This is a genomic window from Nocardioides sp. Leaf307, assembly GCF_001423135.1.
In the GTDB taxonomy this organism is placed as follows: domain Bacteria; phylum Actinomycetota; class Actinomycetes; order Propionibacteriales; family Nocardioidaceae; genus Nocardioides; species Nocardioides kribbensis.
On record NZ_LMNY01000001.1, the window covers coordinates 1,794,564 to 1,815,796 of the forward strand.

Annotated in this window: 20 protein-coding genes; 13 read left to right on the forward strand and 7 right to left on the reverse strand. The window is 74.2% G+C overall.

Going from position 1 to position 21,233, the window contains the following annotated elements:
* Positions 1-15 precede the first annotated feature (15 nt).
* Positions 16-849, reverse strand: a complete 834-nt coding sequence (locus ASF50_RS08240; protein ID WP_162242370.1) for a glycerophosphodiester phosphodiesterase — start codon at positions 847-849, stop codon at positions 16-18.
* 127 nt (positions 850-976) lie between these two features.
* Positions 977-2,503: a catalase gene (locus ASF50_RS08245; protein WP_056864379.1), complete on the reverse strand. Its 1,527-nt coding sequence runs from the start codon at positions 2,501-2,503 to the stop codon at positions 977-979.
* Between the two features lie 165 nt (positions 2,504-2,668).
* Between ASF50_RS08245 and ASF50_RS08250 the strand changes: the two genes are divergently transcribed.
* From ASF50_RS08250 to ASF50_RS08265, 4 genes are all read left to right on the forward strand, one after another.
* A complete protein-coding gene (locus ASF50_RS08250; RefSeq protein ID WP_056904020.1) occupies positions 2,669-3,733 on the forward strand; it encodes a PP2C family protein-serine/threonine phosphatase in 1,065 nt (354 codons plus the stop codon).
* 60 nt (positions 3,734-3,793) lie between these two features.
* A complete protein-coding gene (locus ASF50_RS08255) occupies positions 3,794-4,645 on the forward strand; it encodes an Fpg/Nei family DNA glycosylase (protein ID WP_056904021.1) in 852 nt (283 codons plus the stop codon).
* A 224-nt stretch (positions 4,646-4,869) separates the two neighbouring features.
* Positions 4,870-5,973 carry a hypothetical protein gene (locus ASF50_RS08260; protein ID WP_056904022.1) on the forward strand — a complete coding sequence of 368 codons (1,104 nt, stop codon included), beginning with the start codon at positions 4,870-4,872 and terminating at the stop codon, positions 5,971-5,973.
* 37 nt (positions 5,974-6,010) lie between these two features.
* Positions 6,011-6,634 carry a class F sortase gene (locus ASF50_RS08265; protein WP_082502887.1) on the forward strand — a complete coding sequence of 208 codons (624 nt, stop codon included), beginning with the start codon at positions 6,011-6,013 and terminating at the stop codon, positions 6,632-6,634.
* On the opposite strand, the gene ASF50_RS08270 is transcribed toward ASF50_RS08265, so the two are convergent.
* Positions 6,586-7,269 (reverse strand): hypothetical protein, encoded by a 684-nt coding sequence (locus ASF50_RS08270; RefSeq protein ID WP_200920050.1) that lies wholly within the window; start codon positions 7,267-7,269, stop codon positions 6,586-6,588. The genes ASF50_RS08265 and ASF50_RS08270 overlap by 49 nt on opposite strands.
* 100 nt (positions 7,270-7,369) lie before the next feature.
* Here ASF50_RS08270 and ASF50_RS08275 point away from each other — a divergent pair, with 100 nt between their 5' ends.
* Both ASF50_RS08275 and ASF50_RS08280 read left to right on the forward strand, forming a co-directional pair.
* Complete coding sequence (locus ASF50_RS08275; RefSeq protein WP_056904024.1) at positions 7,370-8,512, forward strand: LLM class flavin-dependent oxidoreductase; 1,143 nt, start codon at positions 7,370-7,372, stop codon at positions 8,510-8,512.
* Entirely contained in the window at positions 8,509-9,147 is a 639-nt protein-coding gene (locus tag ASF50_RS08280) for an FMN reductase (protein ID WP_056904025.1), read from the forward strand. Before ASF50_RS08275 ends, ASF50_RS08280 begins: the two co-directional genes overlap by 4 nt.
* An 89-nt stretch (positions 9,148-9,236) precedes the next feature.
* On the opposite strand, the gene ASF50_RS08285 is transcribed toward ASF50_RS08280, so the two are convergent.
* Positions 9,237-9,764, reverse strand: coding sequence for a YbhB/YbcL family Raf kinase inhibitor-like protein (locus tag ASF50_RS08285; protein ID WP_056864385.1), 528 nt, complete (start codon positions 9,762-9,764; stop codon positions 9,237-9,239).
* Positions 9,765-9,886: 122 nt separating this feature from the next.
* On the opposite strand from ASF50_RS08285, the gene cobA reads away from it, so the two are divergent.
* A complete protein-coding gene (gene cobA / locus ASF50_RS08290) occupies positions 9,887-11,179 on the forward strand; it encodes a uroporphyrinogen-III C-methyltransferase (protein WP_082502889.1) in 1,293 nt (430 codons plus the stop codon).
* The gene (locus tag ASF50_RS08295) at positions 11,179-11,985 is read left to right on the forward strand and encodes a TrmH family RNA methyltransferase (protein WP_056864386.1); all 807 of its coding nucleotides are present in this window, start codon (positions 11,179-11,181) and stop codon (positions 11,983-11,985) included. Before cobA ends, ASF50_RS08295 begins: the two co-directional genes overlap by 1 nt.
* A gap of 46 nt (positions 11,986-12,031) precedes the next feature.
* On the opposite strand, the gene def is transcribed toward ASF50_RS08295, so the two are convergent.
* Positions 12,032-12,631, reverse strand: coding sequence for a peptide deformylase (gene def / locus ASF50_RS08300; protein WP_056904026.1), 600 nt, complete (start codon positions 12,629-12,631; stop codon positions 12,032-12,034).
* A gap of 105 nt (positions 12,632-12,736) precedes the next feature.
* Here def and ASF50_RS08305 point away from each other — a divergent pair, with 105 nt between their 5' ends.
* Both ASF50_RS08305 and ASF50_RS08310 read left to right on the forward strand, forming a co-directional pair.
* Positions 12,737-14,101: an acyl-CoA dehydrogenase family protein gene (locus ASF50_RS08305; RefSeq protein WP_082502891.1), complete on the forward strand. Its 1,365-nt coding sequence runs from the start codon at positions 12,737-12,739 to the stop codon at positions 14,099-14,101.
* Positions 14,101-15,312, forward strand: a complete 1,212-nt coding sequence (locus ASF50_RS08310) for an acyl-CoA dehydrogenase family protein (protein WP_056904027.1) — start codon at positions 14,101-14,103, stop codon at positions 15,310-15,312. Before ASF50_RS08305 ends, ASF50_RS08310 begins: the two co-directional genes overlap by 1 nt.
* A gap of 107 nt (positions 15,313-15,419) precedes the next feature.
* Here the strand turns inward: ASF50_RS08310 and ASF50_RS19630 are convergent, their stop codons facing one another.
* Positions 15,420-16,619 (reverse strand): hypothetical protein, encoded by a 1,200-nt coding sequence (locus ASF50_RS19630; RefSeq protein ID WP_156718151.1) that lies wholly within the window; start codon positions 16,617-16,619, stop codon positions 15,420-15,422.
* 105 nt (positions 16,620-16,724) lie between these two features.
* Here ASF50_RS19630 and ASF50_RS08320 point away from each other — a divergent pair, with 105 nt between their 5' ends.
* A complete protein-coding gene (locus tag ASF50_RS08320; RefSeq protein WP_056904029.1) occupies positions 16,725-18,059 on the forward strand; it encodes a DUF2252 domain-containing protein in 1,335 nt (444 codons plus the stop codon).
* 49 nt (positions 18,060-18,108) lie between these two features.
* Here the strand turns inward: ASF50_RS08320 and galK are convergent, their stop codons facing one another.
* Positions 18,109-19,287 (reverse strand): galactokinase, encoded by a 1,179-nt coding sequence (gene galK / locus ASF50_RS08325; RefSeq protein WP_056904030.1) that lies wholly within the window; start codon positions 19,285-19,287, stop codon positions 18,109-18,111.
* An 82-nt stretch (positions 19,288-19,369) separates the two neighbouring features.
* Here galK and ASF50_RS08330 point away from each other — a divergent pair, with 82 nt between their 5' ends.
* Together ASF50_RS08330 and ASF50_RS08335 are read left to right on the forward strand one after the other, a co-directional pair.
* Positions 19,370-19,729, forward strand: a complete 360-nt coding sequence (locus tag ASF50_RS08330; RefSeq protein WP_056904031.1) for an ankyrin repeat domain-containing protein — start codon at positions 19,370-19,372, stop codon at positions 19,727-19,729.
* A 118-nt stretch (positions 19,730-19,847) separates the two neighbouring features.
* The gene (locus ASF50_RS08335; protein ID WP_414855735.1) at positions 19,848-21,227 is read left to right on the forward strand and encodes a GuaB1 family IMP dehydrogenase-related protein; all 1,380 of its coding nucleotides are present in this window, start codon (positions 19,848-19,850) and stop codon (positions 21,225-21,227) included.
* Positions 21,228-21,233 lie beyond the last annotated feature (6 nt).

The window sequence follows — 21,233 nt, forward strand, 5'->3', positions numbered from 1 at the left end:
GCGGAGGGCGGGCGGTCAGGACGCGGGGCGCTGACCGGCGCGGGCGCGGGCCGCCCGCCGCCGGGGGTACGCCGAGCGCACCTCCATCGCCAGCGCCGGGTCGTTGCTGGTCACCAGCCAGGCGCGACCGGGCCGCATCCAGTAGTGCAGCGACTCCTCGGTGTCGACGGTCCACACCAGCAGCGGCAGGCCGCGGCGCCGGGCGAAGGCGGCCACGCCGCACCGGGCGATGGTGTGCTTGGCGACCACGAGGTTGGCCCGCGAGCGCACGTAGCGTGTGCGCGGACGCAGCTCGGAGAGCCGGATGCGCACCTGCCGGGCCCACGGCAGGCCCGCGACGCGCCGGCCCAGCGAGAGACCGACCAGCAGGTCGTGGCCGGTGTCGTCGGCCCAGTCGCGCACCGCGCGCACGGCCTTGTCGTCGAGGGTGGTGACGATGAGGTTCTCGGCGCCCAGCACCTCGACGGCCATCCGGGTGGCGGCCACCTCGTAGGTCGCGGCGGGGTGGCCGTAGGCCGCCGAGGGCGAGGTGAACTTGAGGTCGATGTGGGCCCGGGCCCGCCCGACCAGCGAGGTCAGCACCTCGTCGTAGCGCAGGAAGTGCGGCGCGCGGGCCGCGAACTCCTCGAAGGTCAGCTCCCCGACCCAGCGCCGGCGGCCCTCCACCCACAGCCAGTCGTCGTGGAAGAGCACGAGGGTGCCGTCGGCGCAGCGCTGCACGTCGAACTCCACGAAGTCCACGTCGAGGGCCAACGCCTGCTCGAGGGCGGGCCGGGTGTTCTCCAGCTCCCGGTCCCCGCCGGCGCCGCAGCGGTGGGCGCTGACCAGCACGGGCTCACGGGTCCTCACCGGGCAAGCCTGACATCCCCCGGCGGGTGGACGCACGACGACCCGCCCGGCGGACCGGGCGGGTCGTCGCGTCGTGGGTCACGCGCCCCGCGGGGCTGCGACCTCGGGACTGGGACCTCGGGGTGGGTCAGACCGTCTGGAGCGGCTCCGTCGGGTGGGGCGCCACGTCGTTGGCGCCGCGCTCGGCGCGCACGGCCTCCTCGATGCGCTTGCCCGTGTCGGCGTCGACGGCCTTCCAGTACTCGAAGGCCCGCTCGAGGATGGGCTCGCTGACCCCGCCGAGCAGGTGGCCCGCGACGTTGCCGACGAAGCGCTCGCGCGCGGCGTCGTCCCAGACCTCGCGCACGAGGGCGCCGGCCTGGCCGAAGTCGTCGTCCTCGGCCCGCAGGGTGTAGGCCTGGCGCACGAACTCGCCGTCGGCCTCCCACCCGTCCTCGGCCGGGCCGGTGAGGTCGGAGTAGGGGTCGTCGTAGGTGTTGGGGGCGTACTTGGAGCGGTCGCCCGTGTGGTCGTAGGCCATCGGGCCGTCGAACTGGTAGGTGTACGCGCCCTCGACGCGGTGGCGGTTCACCGGCAGCTGCTGGTAGTTGGGGCCGATGCGGTAGCGGTGGGTGTCGGCGTAGGCGAAGACCCGGCCGAGCAGCATCTTGTCGGGGGAGAAGCCGATGCCGGGCACGATGGCCGACGGCTCGAAGGCGGCCTGCTCGATCTGCGCGAAGTGGTTCTCCGGGTTCTTGTTCAGCGTCATGCGGCCCACCTCGTGCAGCGGGTAGTCGCTGTGCGGCCACACCTTGGTGAGGTCGAAGGGGTTGAAGCGGTAGGTCTTCGCCTCGTCGTAGGGCATCACCTGCACGTGCAGGGTCCACGACGGGAACTCGCCGGCGTCGATGGAGTCGAAGAGGTCGCGGCGGTGGAAGTCGGCGTCCTCACCGGCGATCCGGTTGGCGTCCTCCTGGGTCAGGCACTCCACGCCCTGGTCGGACTTGAAGTGGAACTTCACCCAGAACTTCTCGCCGGCCTCGTTGTACCAGAGGTAGGTGTGGCTGCCGTAGCCCTGCATGTGGCGCCACGAGCGCGGCACGCCGCGGTCACCCATGAGCCAGGTGACCTGGTGGGCCGACTCGGGGTTGAGGGTCCAGAAGTCCCACTGCATGTCGTTGTCGCGCAGGCCGTTGGCGCCGCGGCGCTTCTGGCTGCGGATGAAGTGGGGGAACTTCATCGTGTCGCGGATGAAGAAGACCGGGGTGTTGTTGCCGACCAGGTCCCAGTTGCCCTCGGAGGTGTAGAACTTCAGCGAGAAGCCGCGGGGGTCGCGCCAGGTGTCGGGGGAGCCCATCTCGCCGGCGACGGTGGAGAAGCGCGCGAGCATGTCGGTCGACGTGCCGGGCTTGAACATCGCGGCCTTGGTCCACTGCGTCACGTCGGCGGTGACCTCGAAGGTGCCGAAGGCACCCGAGCCCTTGGCGTGCACGTTGCGCTCCGGCACGCGCTCACGGTTGAAGTGGGCCATCTGCTCCACGAAGTGGTGGTCGTGGAGGAGGATCGGCCCGTCAGGACCGAGCGTCAGGCTGTTGCGGTCGCTCGGCGCGGGCGCGCCGGTGCCGGTGGTGGATCCGCTGGTGTTGCCGTGGATCGAGCCGAGTGTCTCGGTCATGCGTGTCATCTCCCGTGGGGTGGTCGGATCGCGCGAGGCGTCCTCCCATCGTGTCGCGGATGTGGAACGAGTCAAGGAAGTCACCCTCATGAGTGGGGTCGACCGGTCCCGTCGGCTGGGCGCGGTCTCCTGCGGCCGGGGTCCGCCGTCACCTACGCTGCGCACGTGCCCGACGTCCACGACCTCGCCGCCGGCTGGCGCTCGGGCACCGGACGCAGCCAGCTCGTCGCGCTGGGCGTGCTGATGGGGCTCGTCGCGGCGTCGTTCGCGGTCTCCTCCACCGCCTACACGCTGGTGCCGCTGAGCACCTACTTCGTGTGGGTCCTGCTCGGCATGCTGCTGCTGCGCTTCCGCCCGCTGGTGGTGCTGACGGTCTGGACGGTGAGCGCCGCCGTCGCGGCGGTGCTGCTCGACGGAGGCTTCGACACGGTGCGCACCTCGGGCTGTGTCGCCCTGGTGCTGGCCTCGACCCTGGTGCTCTACCAGTCGAGCCTCCAGCGCAGCGGCCTGCCGGGCCCGCTGGGCGAGGCGATGCTCTCCGACCTGCGCGACCGCCTCCAGTCGCAGGGCACCGTGCCGCCGCTGCCCGAGGGGTGGCGGTGCCAGACGGCCATGGTGGCGGCCCACGGGGTCGGCTACGCCGGCGACTTCATGGTCGCCGACCTCAGCGAGGACGAGCACCACCTCGAGCTCATCCTGGTCGACGTGTGCGGCAAGGGTGTCGCCGCCGGCACGGCCGCGCTGCAGTTCGCCGGAGCCCTCGGCGGTCTCATCGGCGCGCTGCCGCCGCGCGCCATGCTCGCCGCGGCCAACGACTTCCTGCTGCGACAGGAGTCCGACGAGACCTTCGCGACCGCGGCCCACGTCTACGTCGACCTGCGCACGGGCCGCTACTCCGTGCTCAGCGCCGGTCACCCCCCGGCGCTGCGCTGGACCGCCGGCGAGGGGGAGTGGACGGTCGACAACGCACGGGGCATGGCCCTCGGCATCCTGCGCCGGCCCGACCTGGAGGCCAGCGAGGGCGTGCTCGAGCCGGGCGACGCCCTGCTCTTCTACACCGACGGCGTCGTCGAGTCGCGCGACGTCGGTCTCGACGAGGGCATCGCCTGGCTGCGGCGCGCGGCGGCCTCGGCCGTGGCCCCGGGCTTCGAGGGCGCGGCGCGGCGCATCCTGCGCCAGGTGGAGCGCGGCGACGACGACCGCGCCGTGCTGCTCCTCGACCGCTCCTGACCGCCGGGCTCGGGCCCGAGGGGTGGGCCGCGGCGCCAGCCGGGCGACCAGACTCGACCCATGCCCGAGCTGCCCGAGGTCGAGTCCGCCCGCGCCGTGATCGAGCGCTCGGCTCTGGAGCGGCGCATCGTGTCCGTCGACGACACCGACTCCTACGAGTGCCGCCCGCACGCCCCGGGCGAGATCGCCTCGGCCCTGGTCGGTCGGCGGCTGACCGCGGCTCGTCGCCGGGGCAAGGCGATGTGGTGCGAGACCTCCGGGGCGGGCCGCTCACGCACCCCCGGTCCGCTCCTGGGCATCCACCTGGGCATGGCCGGACGCATCCTCGTGTCGCCCGCCGGCGGCGAGGCCGGCGAGCGTGAGGCCGACACCGGCGGTGACTACGTCGGCTCCGGGCCCGAGCGCCCGGGCGACCGGGGGCCGCAGAAGCCCGAGTGGTTCCGCTTCACCCTGGGGTTCGACGACGGCGGCTCGCTGCGGCTCTTCGACAAGCGCCGCCTCGGTCGCGTGCGCCTCGACCCCGACCTCGACGCGCTGGGCCCCGACGCCGGTGAGGTCGGCGTCGCCGACTTCCGCCGTCTCGTGGGCCGCGGCACGGCCCCGCTGAAGGCACGGCTGCTCGACCAGGGGACGCTCGCGGGCATCGGCAACCTGCTCGCCGACGAGGTGCTGTGGCAGGCCCGCCTCGACCCCCGCCGCCCGGCCGGCGAGCTCGACCACGACGAGCTCACCGAGCTGCACGCGGCGCTGCGCTGCGGCGTACGACGAGCGCTGCGGCTCGGCGGGGTCCACACCGGGGAGGTCGTCGCGCACCGCCACGCCGGCGGCCACTGCCCGCGGTGCGGTGCGGAGATGCAGCGCGCCACCGTGGGTGGTCGCACCACCTGGTGGTGCCCGCACGAGCAAGCGTGAGCCTGTGACGCTCCGGCCCCGCAGGTGCGGCGGGAAGAGACGGGCCACGCGCGGTCTCGCCCCTGGGGGTGTGGGCCGGGCACGTCGTGTCTGGGGGTCGGGCCGACTGGTCTAGACGGTTGTTTCGGGGCTGTTACCGGTCGGTATGCCACCGGGTGGCCCCCGTCGGGGGTCACCCGCTCCCTCCGACACCGCACCTCGGTGCTCCCCCTCTGGAGAGTCTCATGCCCATCCCCGCACACTCCCGCACGTCGACACGCGACCTGGCCCTCGCGGCCACCGGCCTCCTCCTGCTGATCCCGGTCGGCACCGGTGCCCTGGCGCCGGTGCACGCCGCCGATCCAGCCGCCCCCTCCGCCGACCTCACGGCCGGCCTCGCCGCCAAGCCCGGCAAGGGTCCTGGTGCGAACCCGGGCAAGGGTCCTGCCGCGAACCCGGGCAAGGGTCCTGCCGCGAACCCGGGCGAGGGGCCTGCCGCGAACCCGGGCAAGGGTCCCGGCGCGAACCCGGGCAAGGGGCCCGGCGCGAACCCGGGCAAGGGGCCCGGCGACGGGGCGGGCGGCAGCTCCCCCCAGGGCGCGGACCCCGCCGGCAACAACGGCACGGTGAAGATCGCGCCGCTCGGCGAGATCGACTCCATCCCGCAGAACACGCCGCACCCCGGCTGCACCTTCCAGGTGGAGTGGTACGGCTTCGACGAGGGCGAGGACATCGTGTCGTCGGTGAGCTTCGCGATGCAGGCCCCCACCGGCGACGTCGGCCTCGAGGTCGACGGGCCGCTCCAGGTGCCCGTGGGTGGAGACCCCGCGTCGGGCGCCGGCACCGACACCGGGCTCGACGGCACGCAGGCCTACACCCTGTCGTTCTCCGGTGACCCGCACCCACAGCAGGGCTACCACGTCAAGCTCACGGTGACCACGCCCGGCTCGCAGGGCAACGACACCAAGACCAAGGTGTTCTGGGTCGAGCCGTGCGAGGAGCCCGCGCGCTCCGACGGCGCCTCCGGCGGCGCGGGGAGCACCGGGGCCGGCTCCGGGGCCGGCTCCGGGGCCGGCTCCGGGGTCCTCGACGCCGAGCTGAGCGCCGACGCGGACGCGGCGACGTCCGGCACCGACCAGGGGACCGCCACGGCGACCTCCGCCGACGAGGCCTCCGACACCTCCGACACCTCCGCGGTGCCGTCCGCAGTGGACGCAGGGAGCGGTGGCGCGCTCGCGGACGCCGTCGACTGGGTGCGCTCCCCGCTGCCGCTCCTCGTCATCGGCCTCGGGGTGCTGCTGGCCGCCGCAGGCGCGGTCGCGCAGCGTCGCGCGCGCACCCGTGGCTGACGCCCGGCCGCGGCCGGGGGCCCGTAGCAGGGGAGGGGTGCTCCTCGCGGTCGCCGGCCTGGTCCTCGTCGGCGGGGGAGCGGCGGCCTGGATCACGACCGCTCCCCGGGCCGTGCCGTCCGCGCCAGCGGGCGCGAGCACAGCCACCTCCCCGTCCACCTCCACCTCCCCGGTGTCGGAGCCCCCGGTCCTGCGCGAGGCGGTGGCGGCGCCCCGGCGTCCAGGGGCGCCCGTCGAGCTGGTCGTGCCCGCGCTCGGCGTCGCGGCACCCGTCGAGCCCGTCCGCGCGCCCGATGGGGTGCTGGTGCCGCCGAGCGACCCCCGCCGGCTCGGCTGGTGGGCCGGCGGCGCCCGCCCGGGTGACGCCCGTGGGAGCGCGCTGGTGGCGGGTCACACCGTGCACACCGGAGGTGGTGCCCTCGACGACCTGGAGACGCTGCGCCGCGGAGCACCGGTGCGGGTGCGCACCGACCGCGGTCTCCTGCGCTACGAGGTGACGAGCGTGCGCGTCTTCGAGAAGGGCCGCCTGGCGCGGGAGTCGGCTCGGCTCTTCAGCCAGGAGGCCCGGGGCCGTCTGGTCCTGCTGACGTGCGAGGACTGGGACGGGTCGCGCTACCTCTCCAACGTGGTCGTCGTCGCGGAGCCGACCGCCGCGCCGTGAGGCCCCGGGGTGGCGCGTGACCGCCACACCGCCGCCAGCACGAGCCCGGCCACGAGAGCACCCAGCGTGCCGAGCACCTCGTCGGCGAGGGTGTCCTCGTAAGCCGTCTCCACCTCGGTGCCGTGGCGGATGAAGGTGAGCCACTCCCCGGCCTCCCACGCGATCGCCAGCACCGCCCCAATCCCGGTGACCAGGAGCACGACCTGCCAGCCCCGCGGCAGCGTGGGTGCGACCAGGAGGCCCAGGCCGCCGCACAGCAGGGCCCAGTTGACGAGGTGGTTGGCGTCGTCCCACCACACGACGGCGTCGTAAAGGTCGAGACTGTTGCCCGTGACGTCGACCAGGAAGGGCAGCATCACCAGCGTCGTCGCGGCGTACGGCGCAGGCGCCCGGTCGGCGGCGGGGCGGCGGCGGGAGGCGAGCCACCAGACGGCCGGCACCACCAGCATCAGTACGGGGTAGGCCAGCAGCCGTGCACCGAAGGCCTTGCCCTCGAAGCGCTCGATCCCGGGCACCCACTGGGCCACGGCCAGCTGCCCCACCGTGAGCAGCAGCACGAGCACCGGCAGCAGACGGTGGAGGCGGTGGCCGGGGCTGGGGACGGGTGTCGTGGTGGGCGTCGGGGCGGCTGGCATGACGGCATCCTGGCCGGAATAGCGCGCCGGGCGCATGGGTTGGGATACTCAGTACGCATTTCAACTATCTCGCGGCACCAGCAGGTCAGGAGTCCCCGCCATGCAGTCCCAGGTCCAGTCCCAGGTCCAGCCCCAGGTCCAGATCGGCCTCTTCAGCGTCGGCGACGTCACGACCGACCCCACCACGGGCCGGACCCCCACCGAGCACGAGCGGATCAAGGCCCAGGTGCGGATCGCGCGCAAGGCCGAGGAGGTCGGGCTCGACGTCGTGGCCGTGGGCCAGCACCACAACCCGCCCTTCGTGGCCTCCTCGCCGACGACCACGATGGCCTACATCGCCGCCCAGACCGAGCGGATCCTGCTGTCGACGTCGACGACGCTGATCACGACGACCGACCCGGTGCGCATCGCCGAGGACTACGCGACGCTGCAGCACCTCACCGACGGACGCATGGACCTCATGCTCGGGCGCGGCAACACCGGCCCGGTCTACCCGTGGTTCGGCAAGGACGTGCGCGACGGCATCGAGCTCGCGGTGGAGAACTACGCGCTCCTGCACCGGCTGTGGCGTGAGGACGTCGTCGACTGGCAGGGCCGCCACCGCACCCCGCTGCAGGGCTTCACCGCCACGCCCCGTCCGCTCGACGGCGTGGCGCCCTTCGTGTGGCACGGCTCGATCCGCAGCCCCGAGATCGCCGAGCAGGCGGCCTACTACGGTGACGGGTTCTTCTCCAACCACATCTTCTGGCCCGCCTCCCACACCCGCCAGATGGTCTCGCTCTACCGCCGACGCTTCGAGCACTACGGCCACGGCCGCGCCGACCAGGCGATCGTGGGCCTCGGCGGCCAGGCCTTCATGGCCCGACGCAGCCAGGACGCGGTGCGGCGGTTCCGGCCGTACTTCGACAACGCCCCGGTCTACGGGCACGGCCCCTCGCTGGAGGACTTCACCGCGCAGACCCCCCTCACCGTCGGGTCGCCGCAGCAGGTGCTGGAGCGCACCCTGGGCTTCCGGGAGTACGTCGGCGACTACCAGCGCCAGCTCTTCCTGCTCGACCACGCCGGCCTGCCGCTCGACGTCGTGCTCGAGCAGCTCGACCTGCTCGGTGAGATCCTGCCCGACCTGCGGGCCGGCTACGCCGCGATGCGGGCCCCGGGCGTGCCCGACGCGCCCACCCACGCCGCGCGGGTGGCGGCCGCCTCGCCCGCGGGCGAGCCGGCTCGCGAGGAGGTGTCGGCGTGAGCCGGGCGACGCGCCTGGTGGTCGTCAGCGCCGGTCTGTCGGTGCCGTCGTCGACCCGGCTCCTGGCCGACCGGCTCGCGGGGGCCACCGTCGAGGCGCTCGGGGAGGAGGGCGAGGGGCCGGTGGAGGTGACGGTCGTCGAGCTGCGGCCGCTGGCCCACGCACTGGCCGACCGCCTGCTCACCGGGTTCGCCGGCGACGAGCTCGGCGCCGCGATCGACGCCGTCGGCGGTGCCGACGCCCTGATCGTCGTCACGCCGGTCTTCGCGGCGTCGTACTCCGGGCTCTTCAAGACCTTCTTCGACGTGCTCGAGCCCGACCTGCTGGAGGGCACCCCGGTGCTCGTGGCGGCCACGGCCGGCACGCCGCGTCACTCGCTGGTGCTCGACCACGCGCTGCGTCCGCTCTTCGGCTACCTGCGCGCCGTGGTCGTGCCGACGGGGGTGTTCGCCGCGAGCGAGGACTTCGGGTCGCCGGACCTGCAGCAGCGCGTGGAGCGCGCGGCAGGTCAGCTCGCGGGCCTGGTCTCGCCCCGGCGCGGGCTCCGAGCCGTGCCCCAGCGCCGCGACGAGCTGGTCGACCCGGTGCCCTTCGCCGAGCGGCTGCGTGCCGCCGGCCAGCTGCCCGGCGGCTGACCTGCCGCCCCTGGGCGACCCGCCGGCTCCGGAGACGCAGCACGGCCCCGCGGCGAGGCCGCGGGGCCGTGCGGTGCGGACGCGGGGGCTCAGTGCTGGTAGGTGCCCTGCACGATGGCCCGCCCGGCGGTCTTGAACGCGAGGTTGAACGAGACCACGGTCGCGCTGGCGTCGGAGTCGACGCCGAGGCTCTCCTCGGTCACCGCGTGCACCACGAAGTAGTAGCGGTGCACCTGGTCGCCCTGCGGCGGGGCGGCGCCGGTGAAGGCCTTGGTGCCGGCGTCGTTGCGGCACATGAAGGCCGAGCCGGGCAGCTCCGCGCCCTCGCGACCGATCCCGGCGGGCAGCTCGGTGCAGTCGGCGGGGAGGTCGACGAGCACCCAGTGCCAGAAGCCCGACGGGGTCGGGGCGTCGGGGTCGAAGCAGGTGACGGTGTAGCTCTTGGTGCCCTCGGGCCCCTGCTCCCACGACAGGTGCGGCGAGGAGTCCCCGGCGGAGGCCACCTGGTCGTCCTTCAGCGGGGCGCCCTGCGTCACGTCGTCGCTGGTCACCGTGAAGGACGGCACCTTCGGCAGCAGCTCGTAGGGGTCCGGGCTCACCGGTCGGTCCAGGGACATGCGTCGTCTCCCATCAGTAGGCGCACCTGCGGCTGTTCCACAGGAGTCGTTCGATGTTCAACCTAGTCCGGCCCCCGAACCCAGGTCACCAGCCCGGAGGGGGGAGCGGCGACAATGGGCGGGTGGACGACTTCCCGACCTACCTCTCCGGCCTGCGCCTGCACGATCGGCGCGTCGTCGTCGTGGGGGGCGGGCACGTCGCCCAGCGACGCATCCCGCTGCTCATCGCCGTCGGCGCCCGGGTCGTCGTCGTCTCGCCCGACGTCACCCCCGCGATCGAGGGGCTCGTCGGCGGCGGGGAGGTGACCTGGCACGCCCGGGGCTTCGACGACGCCGACCTCGACGACACCTGGTACGCCGTGGCCGCCACCGACGACCAGGCCGTCAACGAGCGGGTCTCCGCCGCGGCGGAGGCGCGCCGGGTCTTCTGCGTGCGCGCCGACGACGCGATGCGGGCCACGGCCTGGACGCCGGCGGTCGGTCGCCACGACGGCGTGACCGTGGCGGTGCTGGGGCAGCGCCAGCCCCGCCGCTCGGCGCTGGTGCGCGACGAGATCGTCGAGGCGCTCCAGGCCGGCACCCTCGGTGCGGTGCACGAGCGCGGCGAGCGCACCCCAGGCGTCGTCCTGGTCGGCGGCGGGCCGGGGGACCCCGACCTGGTCTCGGTGGCCGGGCGCAAGGCGCTGATGGAGGCCGACGTGGTCGTGGCCGACCGGCTCGCCCCCCGCGAGCTGCTCGGCGACCTGCCGCCCGACGTGGAGCTCATCGACGTCACCAAGCTGCCCCGCGGTCGCGCGGCGGCCCAGGAGGAGATCAACCGGGTCATCGTCGAGCGGGCCCTCGCCGGGCAGCGGGTCGCCCGCTTCAAGGGCGGCGACAACTTCGTCTTCGGCCGCGGCTACGAGGAGGTCATCGCGTGCCGCGAGGCCGGCGTGCCGGTGCGGGTCATCCCGGGTCTCAGCAGCTCCATCGCCGTGCCGGCCGTCGCGGGCATCCCGGTGACCCACCGCGGGGTCGCCCACGAGTTCACCGTCGTCTCCGGCCACCTGCCGCCCGGGCACCCCGAGTCGCTCACCGACTGGAAGGCCCTGGCCCGCCTGCACGGCACGGTCGTCGCGCTCATGGCCGTGCAGAACGCCGGCGCGATCGCCGCCGCCATGGTCGACGGCGGCCGCGACCCCCGCACGCCCGTGGCCGTCGTGTGCGACGGCACGATGCCGGGGGAGCGCACCGTGCTGAGCCGCCTGGAGACGCTGGCCGCCGACCTGGCCGCCGACGCGGTCAAGCCGCCCGCGATCATCGTCATCGGTCCGGTCGTGGCCGTGGCGCACCCCGAGGCCTACCCCGACGTGCCCCTCGTGCTCGACCGCCCGGACGCCCACACGGTGCCGCCGCGCGGCGACGGCCTGGTCTGATGGCCACGCTGGTCGAGATCGAGGACCCGGCCGACCCGCGGCTGGTCGACTACCGCGACCTGCGCGACGTCGAGCTGCGCAAGGCGCTCGAGGCCGAGCACGGCCTCTTCCTCGCCGAGGGCGAGAAGGTGGTGCGGCGCTCGGTGGAGGCCGGCTTCGAGCCGCGCTCCTTCCTCATGGCGCCGCGGTGGCTCGAGGGCCTCGGCGACGTCCTCGCGACGACCGACGCGCCCTGCTACGTGCTGTCGGAGGCCCTCGCCGAGCAGGTCACGGGATTCCACGTGCACCGGGGCGCTCTGGCGTCCCTCGAGCGGCGTCCGCTGCCCAGCGTCGAGTCGGTGGTGGCCGGGGCGCGCTCGGTCCTGGTGCTGGAGGACCTCGTCGACCACACCAACGTCGGCGCGATCTTCCGCTGCGGCGCCGCGCTCGGCTTCGACGCGGTGCTGCTGGCCCCGCGCTGCGCCGACCCCCTCTACCGCCGCTCGATCAAGGTCGGCATGGGTGCGGTCTTCACCCTGCCCTGGACGCGGGTCGACGACTGGGCCACGGCGCTGCCGCGCCTCTCCGAGCTCGGCTTCACCACCGTGGCCCTCACGCTGGCCGACGACGCCACGGAGGTGGAGCAGGCGGTGGCCGGGCTCGACAAGGTGGCGCTGGTGCTCGGCTCCGAGGGGCACGGGCTCTCGCCGCGGTGGGAGCGTGCGGCCGACCGTCGCGCGGTCATCCCCATGGCCGCCGGCATCGACTCCCTCAACGTCGCCGCCGCCACGGCCGTGGCCTGCTACGTCACGGCGCGCCGCTCCTGACCCTGCCCACCCGACCGGACCCGACGTCCTGGGTGGGAGCGGGCCGTCAGGACCCGGCGGGCCAGTCGAGGGGGTAGTCCTCGACCGCCCGGTCGTGCTCCTTCTGGAGCCGCTTGCGCACCTTGGTGGGCAGACGGTCGCCGAAGACGGTGCCCCGGGTGTGGTCGGTCTCGTGCTGCAGGCACCGCGCGAGCAGGCCGTCGCCGGTGAAGGTCACGGGCCGGCCGTCGAGACCCTGGCCGGTGACGGTGGCGAGGTCGGGGCGGGCGCACTCGACGAAGGCGCCGGGGAAGGAGAGGCAGCCCTCGTCGGAGTCGTCGAGCTGGCGCTCGCGCCCCTCGGGCAGCGTCACCTCGGGGTTGCACACCACGCCGACGGTGCGCTCGCCCCGGGCGTCGGGGCAGTCGAAGACGAAGACCGCCACGTCCTCGCCGATCTGGCAGGCGGCCAGGCCCACGCCGTCCGCGGCGTACATCGTGGCGACCATGTCGGCCACGAGCGCGCGCAGGTCCTCGTCGAAGGACGTGACGGCCTGCTGGGGGCGGTGCATGACCGGCGTGCCCCAGCGCGTGACGGGCCGGACGGTGCCTCCGGTGGGCAGGGGGCCGAAGGGTGCGTGCTCGGGCGGGGCGGTCTGCTCGGACATGGCCTCGATCCTAGGAGCGAGGGCCCGGGGGAGCGGAAACCGCGTGTGACCGGTCGCATGGGACGAGGTGTAGCGCTGGGTGTAACTGCCAGTTACATTTGGCGCATGGACCTGACCAAGAGCTTGCGACCCGGGGGGAAGCACGGCGTCTCCTCCCAGGAGTCGCGCGACCCCATCGGCCTCGCCGTGGCCGCCCTTAACAAGCTGGCGCAGAGCGACCTGATCGACCGCATCGGTCTGCGCCGGCCCGCCGAGCAGGCGGTCTTCACCGCCACCCGCAACGGCTTCAAGACCGCCACCGCGGCCAGTCGCACCTTCGCCCGGGCCGGCTCCCGTGCGACGCCGGGCGTGCGGGTGCCGGCGGCCGCACCGAAGGGCGTCTTCGACCTCACCCCGACCGAGGACGAGCAGATGCTCGTCGACGTCGTCTCGGAGTACGCCGCGGAGGTGCTGCGCCCGGCCGCCACCGAGGCCGACGACGCCTGCGCGGCCCCCGAGCCGGTGCTCAAGGCCAGCCTCGAGATCGGCCTGCCGATCCTCGGCGTGCCCGAGTCGCTGGGCGGCATCTCCGAGGAGCGCTCGGCCATGGCCGGCACCCTCGTGGCCGAGGCGCTCGCGAAGGGCGACATGGGCCTGGCCGTGGCCGCGCTCGCCCCCGGAGCGGTCGCGACCGCACTCGGTCTGTGGGGCAGCGAGGAGCAGCAGCAGACCTACCTGCCCGCCTTCGCCGGCGACGAGGTGCCGGCCGCCGCCCTGGCCCTGACCGAGCCCGCCGTGCTCTTCGACGTGCTCTCGCCGAGCACGACGGCGCGCCGCAGCGGCGAGGGCTTCGTGCTCGACGGCGTCAAGAGCGCCGTGGTGCGTGGCGCCGAGGCCGAGCTCTTCGTGGTGGGCGCGTCGCTGGAGGGCAAGCCGGCCCTCTTCCTCGTGGAGTCCTCGGCCGACGGCCTCGCCGTCGAGGCCGACCCCTCCATGGGCGTGCGCGCCGCCTCCCTCACCCGGCTGAGCCTGTCCGGGGTCTCCGTGCCGGCCGGCGCCCTGCTGGGCTCCGCCGACGGCACCACCTACACCGAGTGCGTGCGTCTGTCCCGCCTCGCCTGGTGCGCCCTCGCCGTGGGCACCGGCCAGGCCGTGCTCGACTACGTCACGCCCTACGTCAAGGAGCGCGAGGCCTTCGGCGAGCCGATCGCCCACCGCCAGTCGGTGGCCTTCATGGTCGCCAACATCGCCATCGAGCTCCAGGCCATGCGCCTGCTCACCTACAAGGCCGCCGCCCGCGCCGCCGCGGGCAAGGACTTCACCCGCGAGGTCGCGCTGGCCCGCCGCTCGTGCAGCGACCGGGGCATGCAGATCGGCCTGGACGGCGTGCAGCTGCTCGGTGGTCACGGCTTCGTCAAGGAACACCCCGTCGAGCGCTGGTACCGCGACCTCCGCGCGGTCGGCGTCATGGAAGGAAGCGTGCTGGTCTGATGATCAATCTCGACGACCCCAAGAAGCTGCGCCCGCTGGCCAGCCAGGCCCACCAGGTCGCCATGAACATGCTGCGACCCATCTCGCGCAAGTACGACCGCGCCGAGCACGAGTACCCCCAGGAGCTCGACATGCTCGCGGCGATGATCGACGGCCTCTCCGAGTCGGGCGCGAGCTCCGGCGCCGGGGCCTCGGGCGTGCGCCGCGACGAGAAGGAGGAGAAGGCCGGCGTCAAGAACGGCACCAACCTGGCCTCGGTCATGTCGATCCAGGAGATGTGCTGGGGCGACGTGGGACTGCTGCTGTCGATGCCCCGCCAGGGTCTCGGCAACTCCGCCATCGCCAGCGTCGCCGACGACGAGCAGCTCGAGCGCTTCGACGGTGTCTGGGCCGGCATGGCCATCACCGAGCCCGGCACCGGCTCCGACTCGGCCAACATCAAGACGACCGCCGTGCTCGACGGCGACGAGTACGTCCTGAACGGCGAGAAGATCTACGTCACCGCCGGTGGCCGCGCCGACCACATCGTGGTCTGGGCGACCCTCGACCGCGACCTGGGCCGGGCCGCGATCAAGTCCTTCGTGGTGCCCAAGGGCACCCCGGGCATGCGCGTCGACCGGCTCGAGCACAAGCTCGGGATCCGCGCCTCCGACACCGCGACGATCATCTTCGAGAACTGCCGGGTGCCGAAGGAGAACCTCCTGGGCTCTCCGGAGGTCGACGTCAAGCAGGGCTTCGCGGGCGCCATGGCGACCTTCGACAACACCCGCCCGCTCGTCGCGGCGATGGCGATCGGCTGCGCCAAGGCGTCGCTCGACCTGACGCGCGACCTGCTCGAGCAGGCCGGCGTCGTCATCGACTACGACCGCCCCGCCGTCACCCAGTCGGCCGCCGCGGCGAAGTTCCTCCAGATGGAGGCCGACTGGGAGGGCGCGCGCCTGCTCACCCTCCAGGCGGCCTGGATGGCCGACAACCGCGAGCCCAACAGCCTGGAGGCGTCGATGGCCAAGGCCAAGGCGGGCCGGGTGGGCTCCGACATCACGCTGAGCTGTGTCGAGCTGGCCGGGTCCATCGGCTACAGCGAGGCCGAGCTGCTCGAGAAGTGGTCGCGCGACTCCAAGATCCTCGACATCTTTGAGGGCACGCAGCAGATCCAGCAGCTCATCGTGGCCCGCCGGGTCCTGGGGCTGAGCAGCGCCGAGCTGAAGTGAGCCCGTCCCCGCGCCGCCACGGCGGCGCGGGGACACGGCGGAGGCCGCGCACCGGTCGAGGGGGGATCGACGGTGCGCGGCCTCCGTGCGTCACGGGCCGTGCTGGCTCAGGAGGCGGACGACCCGGAGGAGCCCTCGTCGGTGACCGGCGCGTCGGCGGTCTTGGGCGGCGCGTGGTCGATGGCCTCCGCGACCACCGCAGGGCTCGGCACCGCGCCGGCGGCGGCGTCGGCGGAGGCCGGCGTGGCCGCCGACTTCGTGGCGGTCGTCGTCTGCGGGGCAGCGGCCTTCCCCGCTCCGGCCTTCCCCTCCCCGGCCTTCTTCGCCGCGGACTTCGTGGCCGGGGCCTTCTTCGCGGGGGCGGTCTTCGTGGCCGCGGGCTTGGTGGCCGTGGCCTTCTTCGCGGGGGCGGTCTTCTTGGCCGCGGGCTTCGTGGCCGGGGCCTTCTTCGTGGGAGCCGTCGTCGCGGGTGACTCCTCCTGGGTCGCCGCGCGCGTGGGCAGCCTGTCGCCCGGGCCGTCGGCCGGGATCTCGGTGGGCGTCGCGCCGGCCCCCATCGAGGCCGTCCTGGCCACGTCGGCCGGGGTCGCGTCGACGTGCTCCGGGTCGGCTGCGGCATCGATCGAGGTCTCGGGAGCCGCCGAGGCCGCGGTCGTCGCGGCCTTCTTGGCCGGGGTCTTCTTGGCCGGGGTCTTCTTGGCCGGGGCCTTCTTCGCCGGGGCCTTCGTGGCCGGGGCTGCCGGAGTGTCGGACGTCGTGGCGGCCGCGTTCGCGGTGGTGGTCTTCTTCGCGGGGGCCTTCTTCGCCGGGGCCGCCGGGTCGGGCACGGCGGCCTTCGTCGACGCTGTCGGCTTCGCGGTAGGGGTCTTCTTCGCGGGGGCCTTCTTCGCCGGGGCCGCCGGGTCGGGCACGGCGGCCTTCGTCGACGCTGTCGGCTTCGCGGAAGCCTTGGTGGCGGCGGTCTTCCCCGCCGGCGTCCTCGCGGCGGGGGCCTTCGCGGCCGGCGCGACCGGGTCGCCGGCGACCTTGCCCGAGGCCGCGGGGGTCGGGGCGGGTCCGGCGGGCGCCGAGGTCGGTGCGGGGGCCGCCGCCTCGGTGGGGGCGGGCGCAGTGCCGGCCGCGCCCTTGCGTCCGGGCACTAGAGACGTGACGGTCCCGGCGGCCTTGCCGGCCACGTCGAGCGGCAGCTTGGCCACTCCCTTCACGGCATCCTTCACGCCGCCGGCGGCGCCGGCCGCCGCACCCGCGGCTGCGCTCGTCACCTCGCCGGTGAGGTCCTTGATCTTGCCGAGCTTCTTGCGGGCCACGTGAGCCTCCTGTGGTGTCGGTCGTGCGGTTACCGTCCGGTATACCGCCATCCGACCACCCTCGCCTCACCCCGCGGGCGACCGCCCGACGGGCAGACTGCACCCATGGCTCCGACCGACGCCGGCGCAGAGCGCCGTACCGACCTGATCGTCTCGACCCTGGGCGACGCCTTCGCGCCGCTCATGGAGGCCGACCCGACCGCGTTCCGCGGGAAGTACCGCAAGATGGCCTCCGACCCGCACGCCTTCTACCGCGGCACGGCGTGCCTGTTCTACGCCGACGTCACCGGCGACGGCGAGCACGGGGGCGACCCCTTCAGCGACGAGCGCAGCGGCCGGATCTGGGTCCACGGCGACCTGCACGTGGAGAACTTCGGCACCTACCTCAACTCCGACGGTCGCCTGGTCTTCGACGTCAACGACTTCGACGAGGCTTACCTCGGGCGCTTCGTGTGGGACCTGCAGCGCTTCGCGGCGTCCCTCGCCCTGGTCGGCTGGCAGAAGGCGCTGCCCGAGGACGACGTGCGGCGCCTGATCGGTCGCTACCTGCGGGCCTACCTCGCCCAGGTCGACGAGTACCGCCGCAGCGACGAGGACGACTTCGCCCTGCACCTCGACAACACCGAGGGCCCGATCCACGCCGCGCTGGTCGACGCGCGCCAGCAGCGTCGCGCCGAGCTCCTCGACGCCAACACCCACCGCTCCGAGGGCAGCAGGGTCTTCCTCGACGACCGCTCCGTGCGCCGCCTCGGCCAGGCCGAGCGCCGCAAGGTGGAGCAGGCCTACGCGCTCTACCTCGAGTCGATCCCCGAGGACCGCCGCTCCGACCGGGCGCTCTTCTACGACCTGCGCGACGTCGTCGGCAAGTCGGGCTTCGGCATCGGCAGCGCCGGTCTGCCTGCCTACAACCTGCTCATCGAGGGCGCCAGCCAGGCCCTCGACAACGACGTGATCCTGTCGATGAAGCAGGCCAACGTGCCCGCGATCAGCCGCTTCGTCGACACCAGCGCGGTCGAGTCCTACTTCCGGCACGAGGGCCACCGCACCGTGGTCAGCCAGCGCGCGCTGCAGGTGCACACCGACCCGCTGCTCGGGTTCACCGAGGTCGACGGCACCGGCTACGTCGTCGCCGAGGTCTCGCCCTACGAGGTCGACCTCGACTGGCGCGACCTCACCGAGCCCGACGACATCGCGCACGTCGTCGACCTGCTGGGTCGCGCCACGGCCAAGATCCACTGCGCCTCCGACGAGGACAGCGACCAGGACCTCGTGGACTTCCAGGTCGAGGAGGCGATCGCGGCCAGCCTCGAGGGCCGCCGCCGCGAGTTCACCTCCTGGGTCACCGACTTCGGGCTGTCCTACGCCGACCAGGTGCGCGACGACCACGAGCTCTTCGTGCGGGCCTTCCGCGAGGGCCGGATCGGCGTCTCCTCGACCTGATCCGCCCCGGCGTCCGCCCCGGCGCCGTCGGCGTCGGGGCCGCGGTCGTTCAGCGCGCGACGATCCCGGCGCCGGCGGACGGCGTGGCCACCAGGTGGGCCGGCGCCCGGAAGCCGTCGGCCACGAAGCGGGCGTCGATGGCGCGGGCGACGGCCTCGACACGGTCGGCGGGCACCACGGCCACGCTCGAGCCTCCGAAGCCGCCACCGGTCATCCGCGCGGCCAGCGCACCGGCCTGCACCGCGGTCTCGACCGCGGCGTCGAGCTCGGGGCAGGAGATCTCGAAGTCGTCGCGCATCGAGACGTGGGAGGCCAGGAAGCAGCGTCCGACCTGACCCCAGTCGCCCGCGGCGAGGGCGTCGACCACCTCGGTGACCCGGGCGATCTCGGTGACGACGTGGCGCGCGCGTCGGCGCAGCCGCTCGTCGTCGAGCAGCTCCACGGCCTCCGCGGTGGTCTCGCGCAGCGTGGGCACGCCGAGGCGGCGCGCGGCCTCCTCGCAGTCGGCGCGGCGTGAGGCGTAGCCGCCGTCGACGAGCGCGTGGCTGACCCGCGTGTCGGTGACCAGCAGCACGAGGTCGGCCGCGGCCAGGGGGAGGACGACGTCGCGGGTCGAGCCGTCGGCGAAGTCGACGAGCAGCGCCGTGCCCGCGGCGGCGTGGACCGAGACGGTCTGGTCCATGCCCCCGGTCGGGGCGCCGACGACCTCGGTCTCGGCGCTGATGGCCGCGGCGACCAGGCGTCGTGCGCCCTCGGGGTCGAGGCCCACCCCGAGGAGCGACAGCGCCGCTGCCCCCACCGAGCACTCCAGTGCCGCCGAGCTCGACAGCCCGGCGCCGAGGGGCACGGTGGAGTCGACGAGGACGTCGAGGCCCGTGACGTCGAGGCCGTCGCGGCCCAGCGCCCACACCACGCCCACGGCGTAGCCGGCCCAGCCGGCGTCGAGGTCGGGACCCAGGTCGGCCAGGTCGCCCTCCCACGACCCCTCGGCCTGCAGGCTGCCGACCCGCAGCCGGCCGTCCTCGCGGGGCCGCACCGCGGCGTAGGTGGCGTGGGGCAGGGCCACCGGGAGCACGAGGCCGGCGTTGTAGTCGGTGTGCTCACCGATGAGGTTGACCCGGCCGGGCGCGCGGGCGACCACCGTCGGCTCCGCGCCGAAGCGAGCGGTGAACGCGGCCGTGAGGGTCGTGGCGAGCGCCTCGGGGGCGCCGGGGTCCAGGAACGACATGGGCGTCAGCCTATGGGAGCGCAAACATGGCCGGTGACCCCTCGCCGGCCCGGTCCCCGGGGCTGCGCGACATACTGGCTCGATGGACGAGCAGCTGATCGACCTGGCCCACCAGATGTTCGACCTGGCCCGCGAGGGCCACACCGAGCGCCTGCTGGCCTACGTCGAGGCCGGCGTGCCGGTCGACCTCACCGACGCCGCGGGCAACACCCTGCTCATGCTCGCCGCCTACCACGGCCACGCGGTCACGACCTCGGCCCTGGCCGCTCGGGGTGCCGACGTGGACCGGCTCAACGACCGGGGTCAGTCCCCCCTCGCCGGGGCGGTGTTCAAGGGCGAGGACGACGTGGTCGCGGCCCTGCTCGCCCTCGGGGCCGACCTGGACGCCGGGAGCCCCACCGCGCGGGCCACGGCCGAGATGTTCGGCCGCGACCTCGGGTAGGGGCCCGCACCGCGCCCGGTCCCGGGCCCGTCGTCGGCACCGGCGCGTAGCATCGCGCCCCGTGCGCTTCCTCTCCGACGCGGCTCCGCCGTACGACCTGACCTACGACGACGTCTTCATGGTGCCCCGCTCCTCGGCGGTGGCCAGCCGCTACGACGTCGACCTCGCCACCGACGACGGCACCGGCGCCACCCTGCCGCTGGTGGTCGCCAACATGACCGCCATCGCCGGCAAGCGGATGGCCGAGACCGTGGCACGTCGCGGCGGTCTCGTGGTCGTGCCCCAGGACATCCCGATCCCGGTGGTGGCCGACGTGGTGCGCTACGTCAAGGAGCGCCACCACGTGCTCGACACCCCCATCGTGCTGGGGCGCCACCAGACGGTGGCCGAGGCGCTGTCGCTGATCCCCAAGCGCGCACACCGTGCCGCCGTCGTGGTCGAGGACGGGCGTCCCGTGGGGGTCGTGTCGGAGGCCGACTGCACCGACGTCGACCGCTTCGCCCAGGTGGGCGACGTGATGAACACCGAGCCGGTCACCATCGCCGCGGGCAGTGACCCGCGTGCGGCCTTCGACGCCATCGACCGGGCCCGCGCGGCCGTGGCCGTCGCGGTACACCCCGACGGCACCCTCGCCGGCGTGCTCACCCGCACCGGGGCGCTGCGCGCCACCGTCTACACCCCGGCCGTGGACGCGACCGGCGGTCTGCGGATCGCCGCGGCCGTCGGCGTCAACGGCGACGTGGCCGGCAAGGCCGCCGACCTGCTGGCCGCGGGCGTGGACTGCCTCGTCGTCGACACCGCCCACGGCCATCAGGACCGCATGGTCGACGCGCTGCGCGCCGTGCGGGCGCTCTCGCCGCAGGTGCCGGTGGTGGCCGGCAACGTGGTGTCGGCCGAGGGCACCCGGGCGCTGGTCGAGGCCGGCGCCGACGTCGTCAAGGTCGGCGTGGGTCCCGGCGCCATGTGCACCACCCGGATGATGACCGGGGTGGGGCGCCCACAGCTCAGTGCCGTGCTCGACTGCTCGGCGGCCGCGCGCGACCTGGGGGCCCGGGTGTGGGCCGACGGCGGCGTACGCCACCCGCGCGACGTGGCGCTGGCGCTGGCGGCCGGCGCTTCGAGCGTGATGATCGGCTCCTGGTTCGCGGGCACCCACGAGTCGCCGGGCGACCTGGTGACCGACTCCGACGGCCGGGCCTACAAGGTCTCCTTCGGCATGGCCTCCGCGCGCGCCGTGGCGAACCGCACCTCGACCGAGTCGGCCTTCGACCGCGCCCGCAAGGGGCTCTACGAGGAGGGCATCTCGTCCTCGCGGATGTACCTCGACCCGGCCCGTCCGGGGGTGGAGGACCTCATCGACCAGATCTGCTCGGGCGTGCGCTCGGCGTGCACCTACGCCGGTGCTGCGTCGCTGGCCGAGCTGCGTGAGCGCGCGGTCATCGGCGTGCAGTCGGCCTCGGGATACGCCGAGGGGCGCCCGCTGGCCACCAGCTGGTGACCTGCG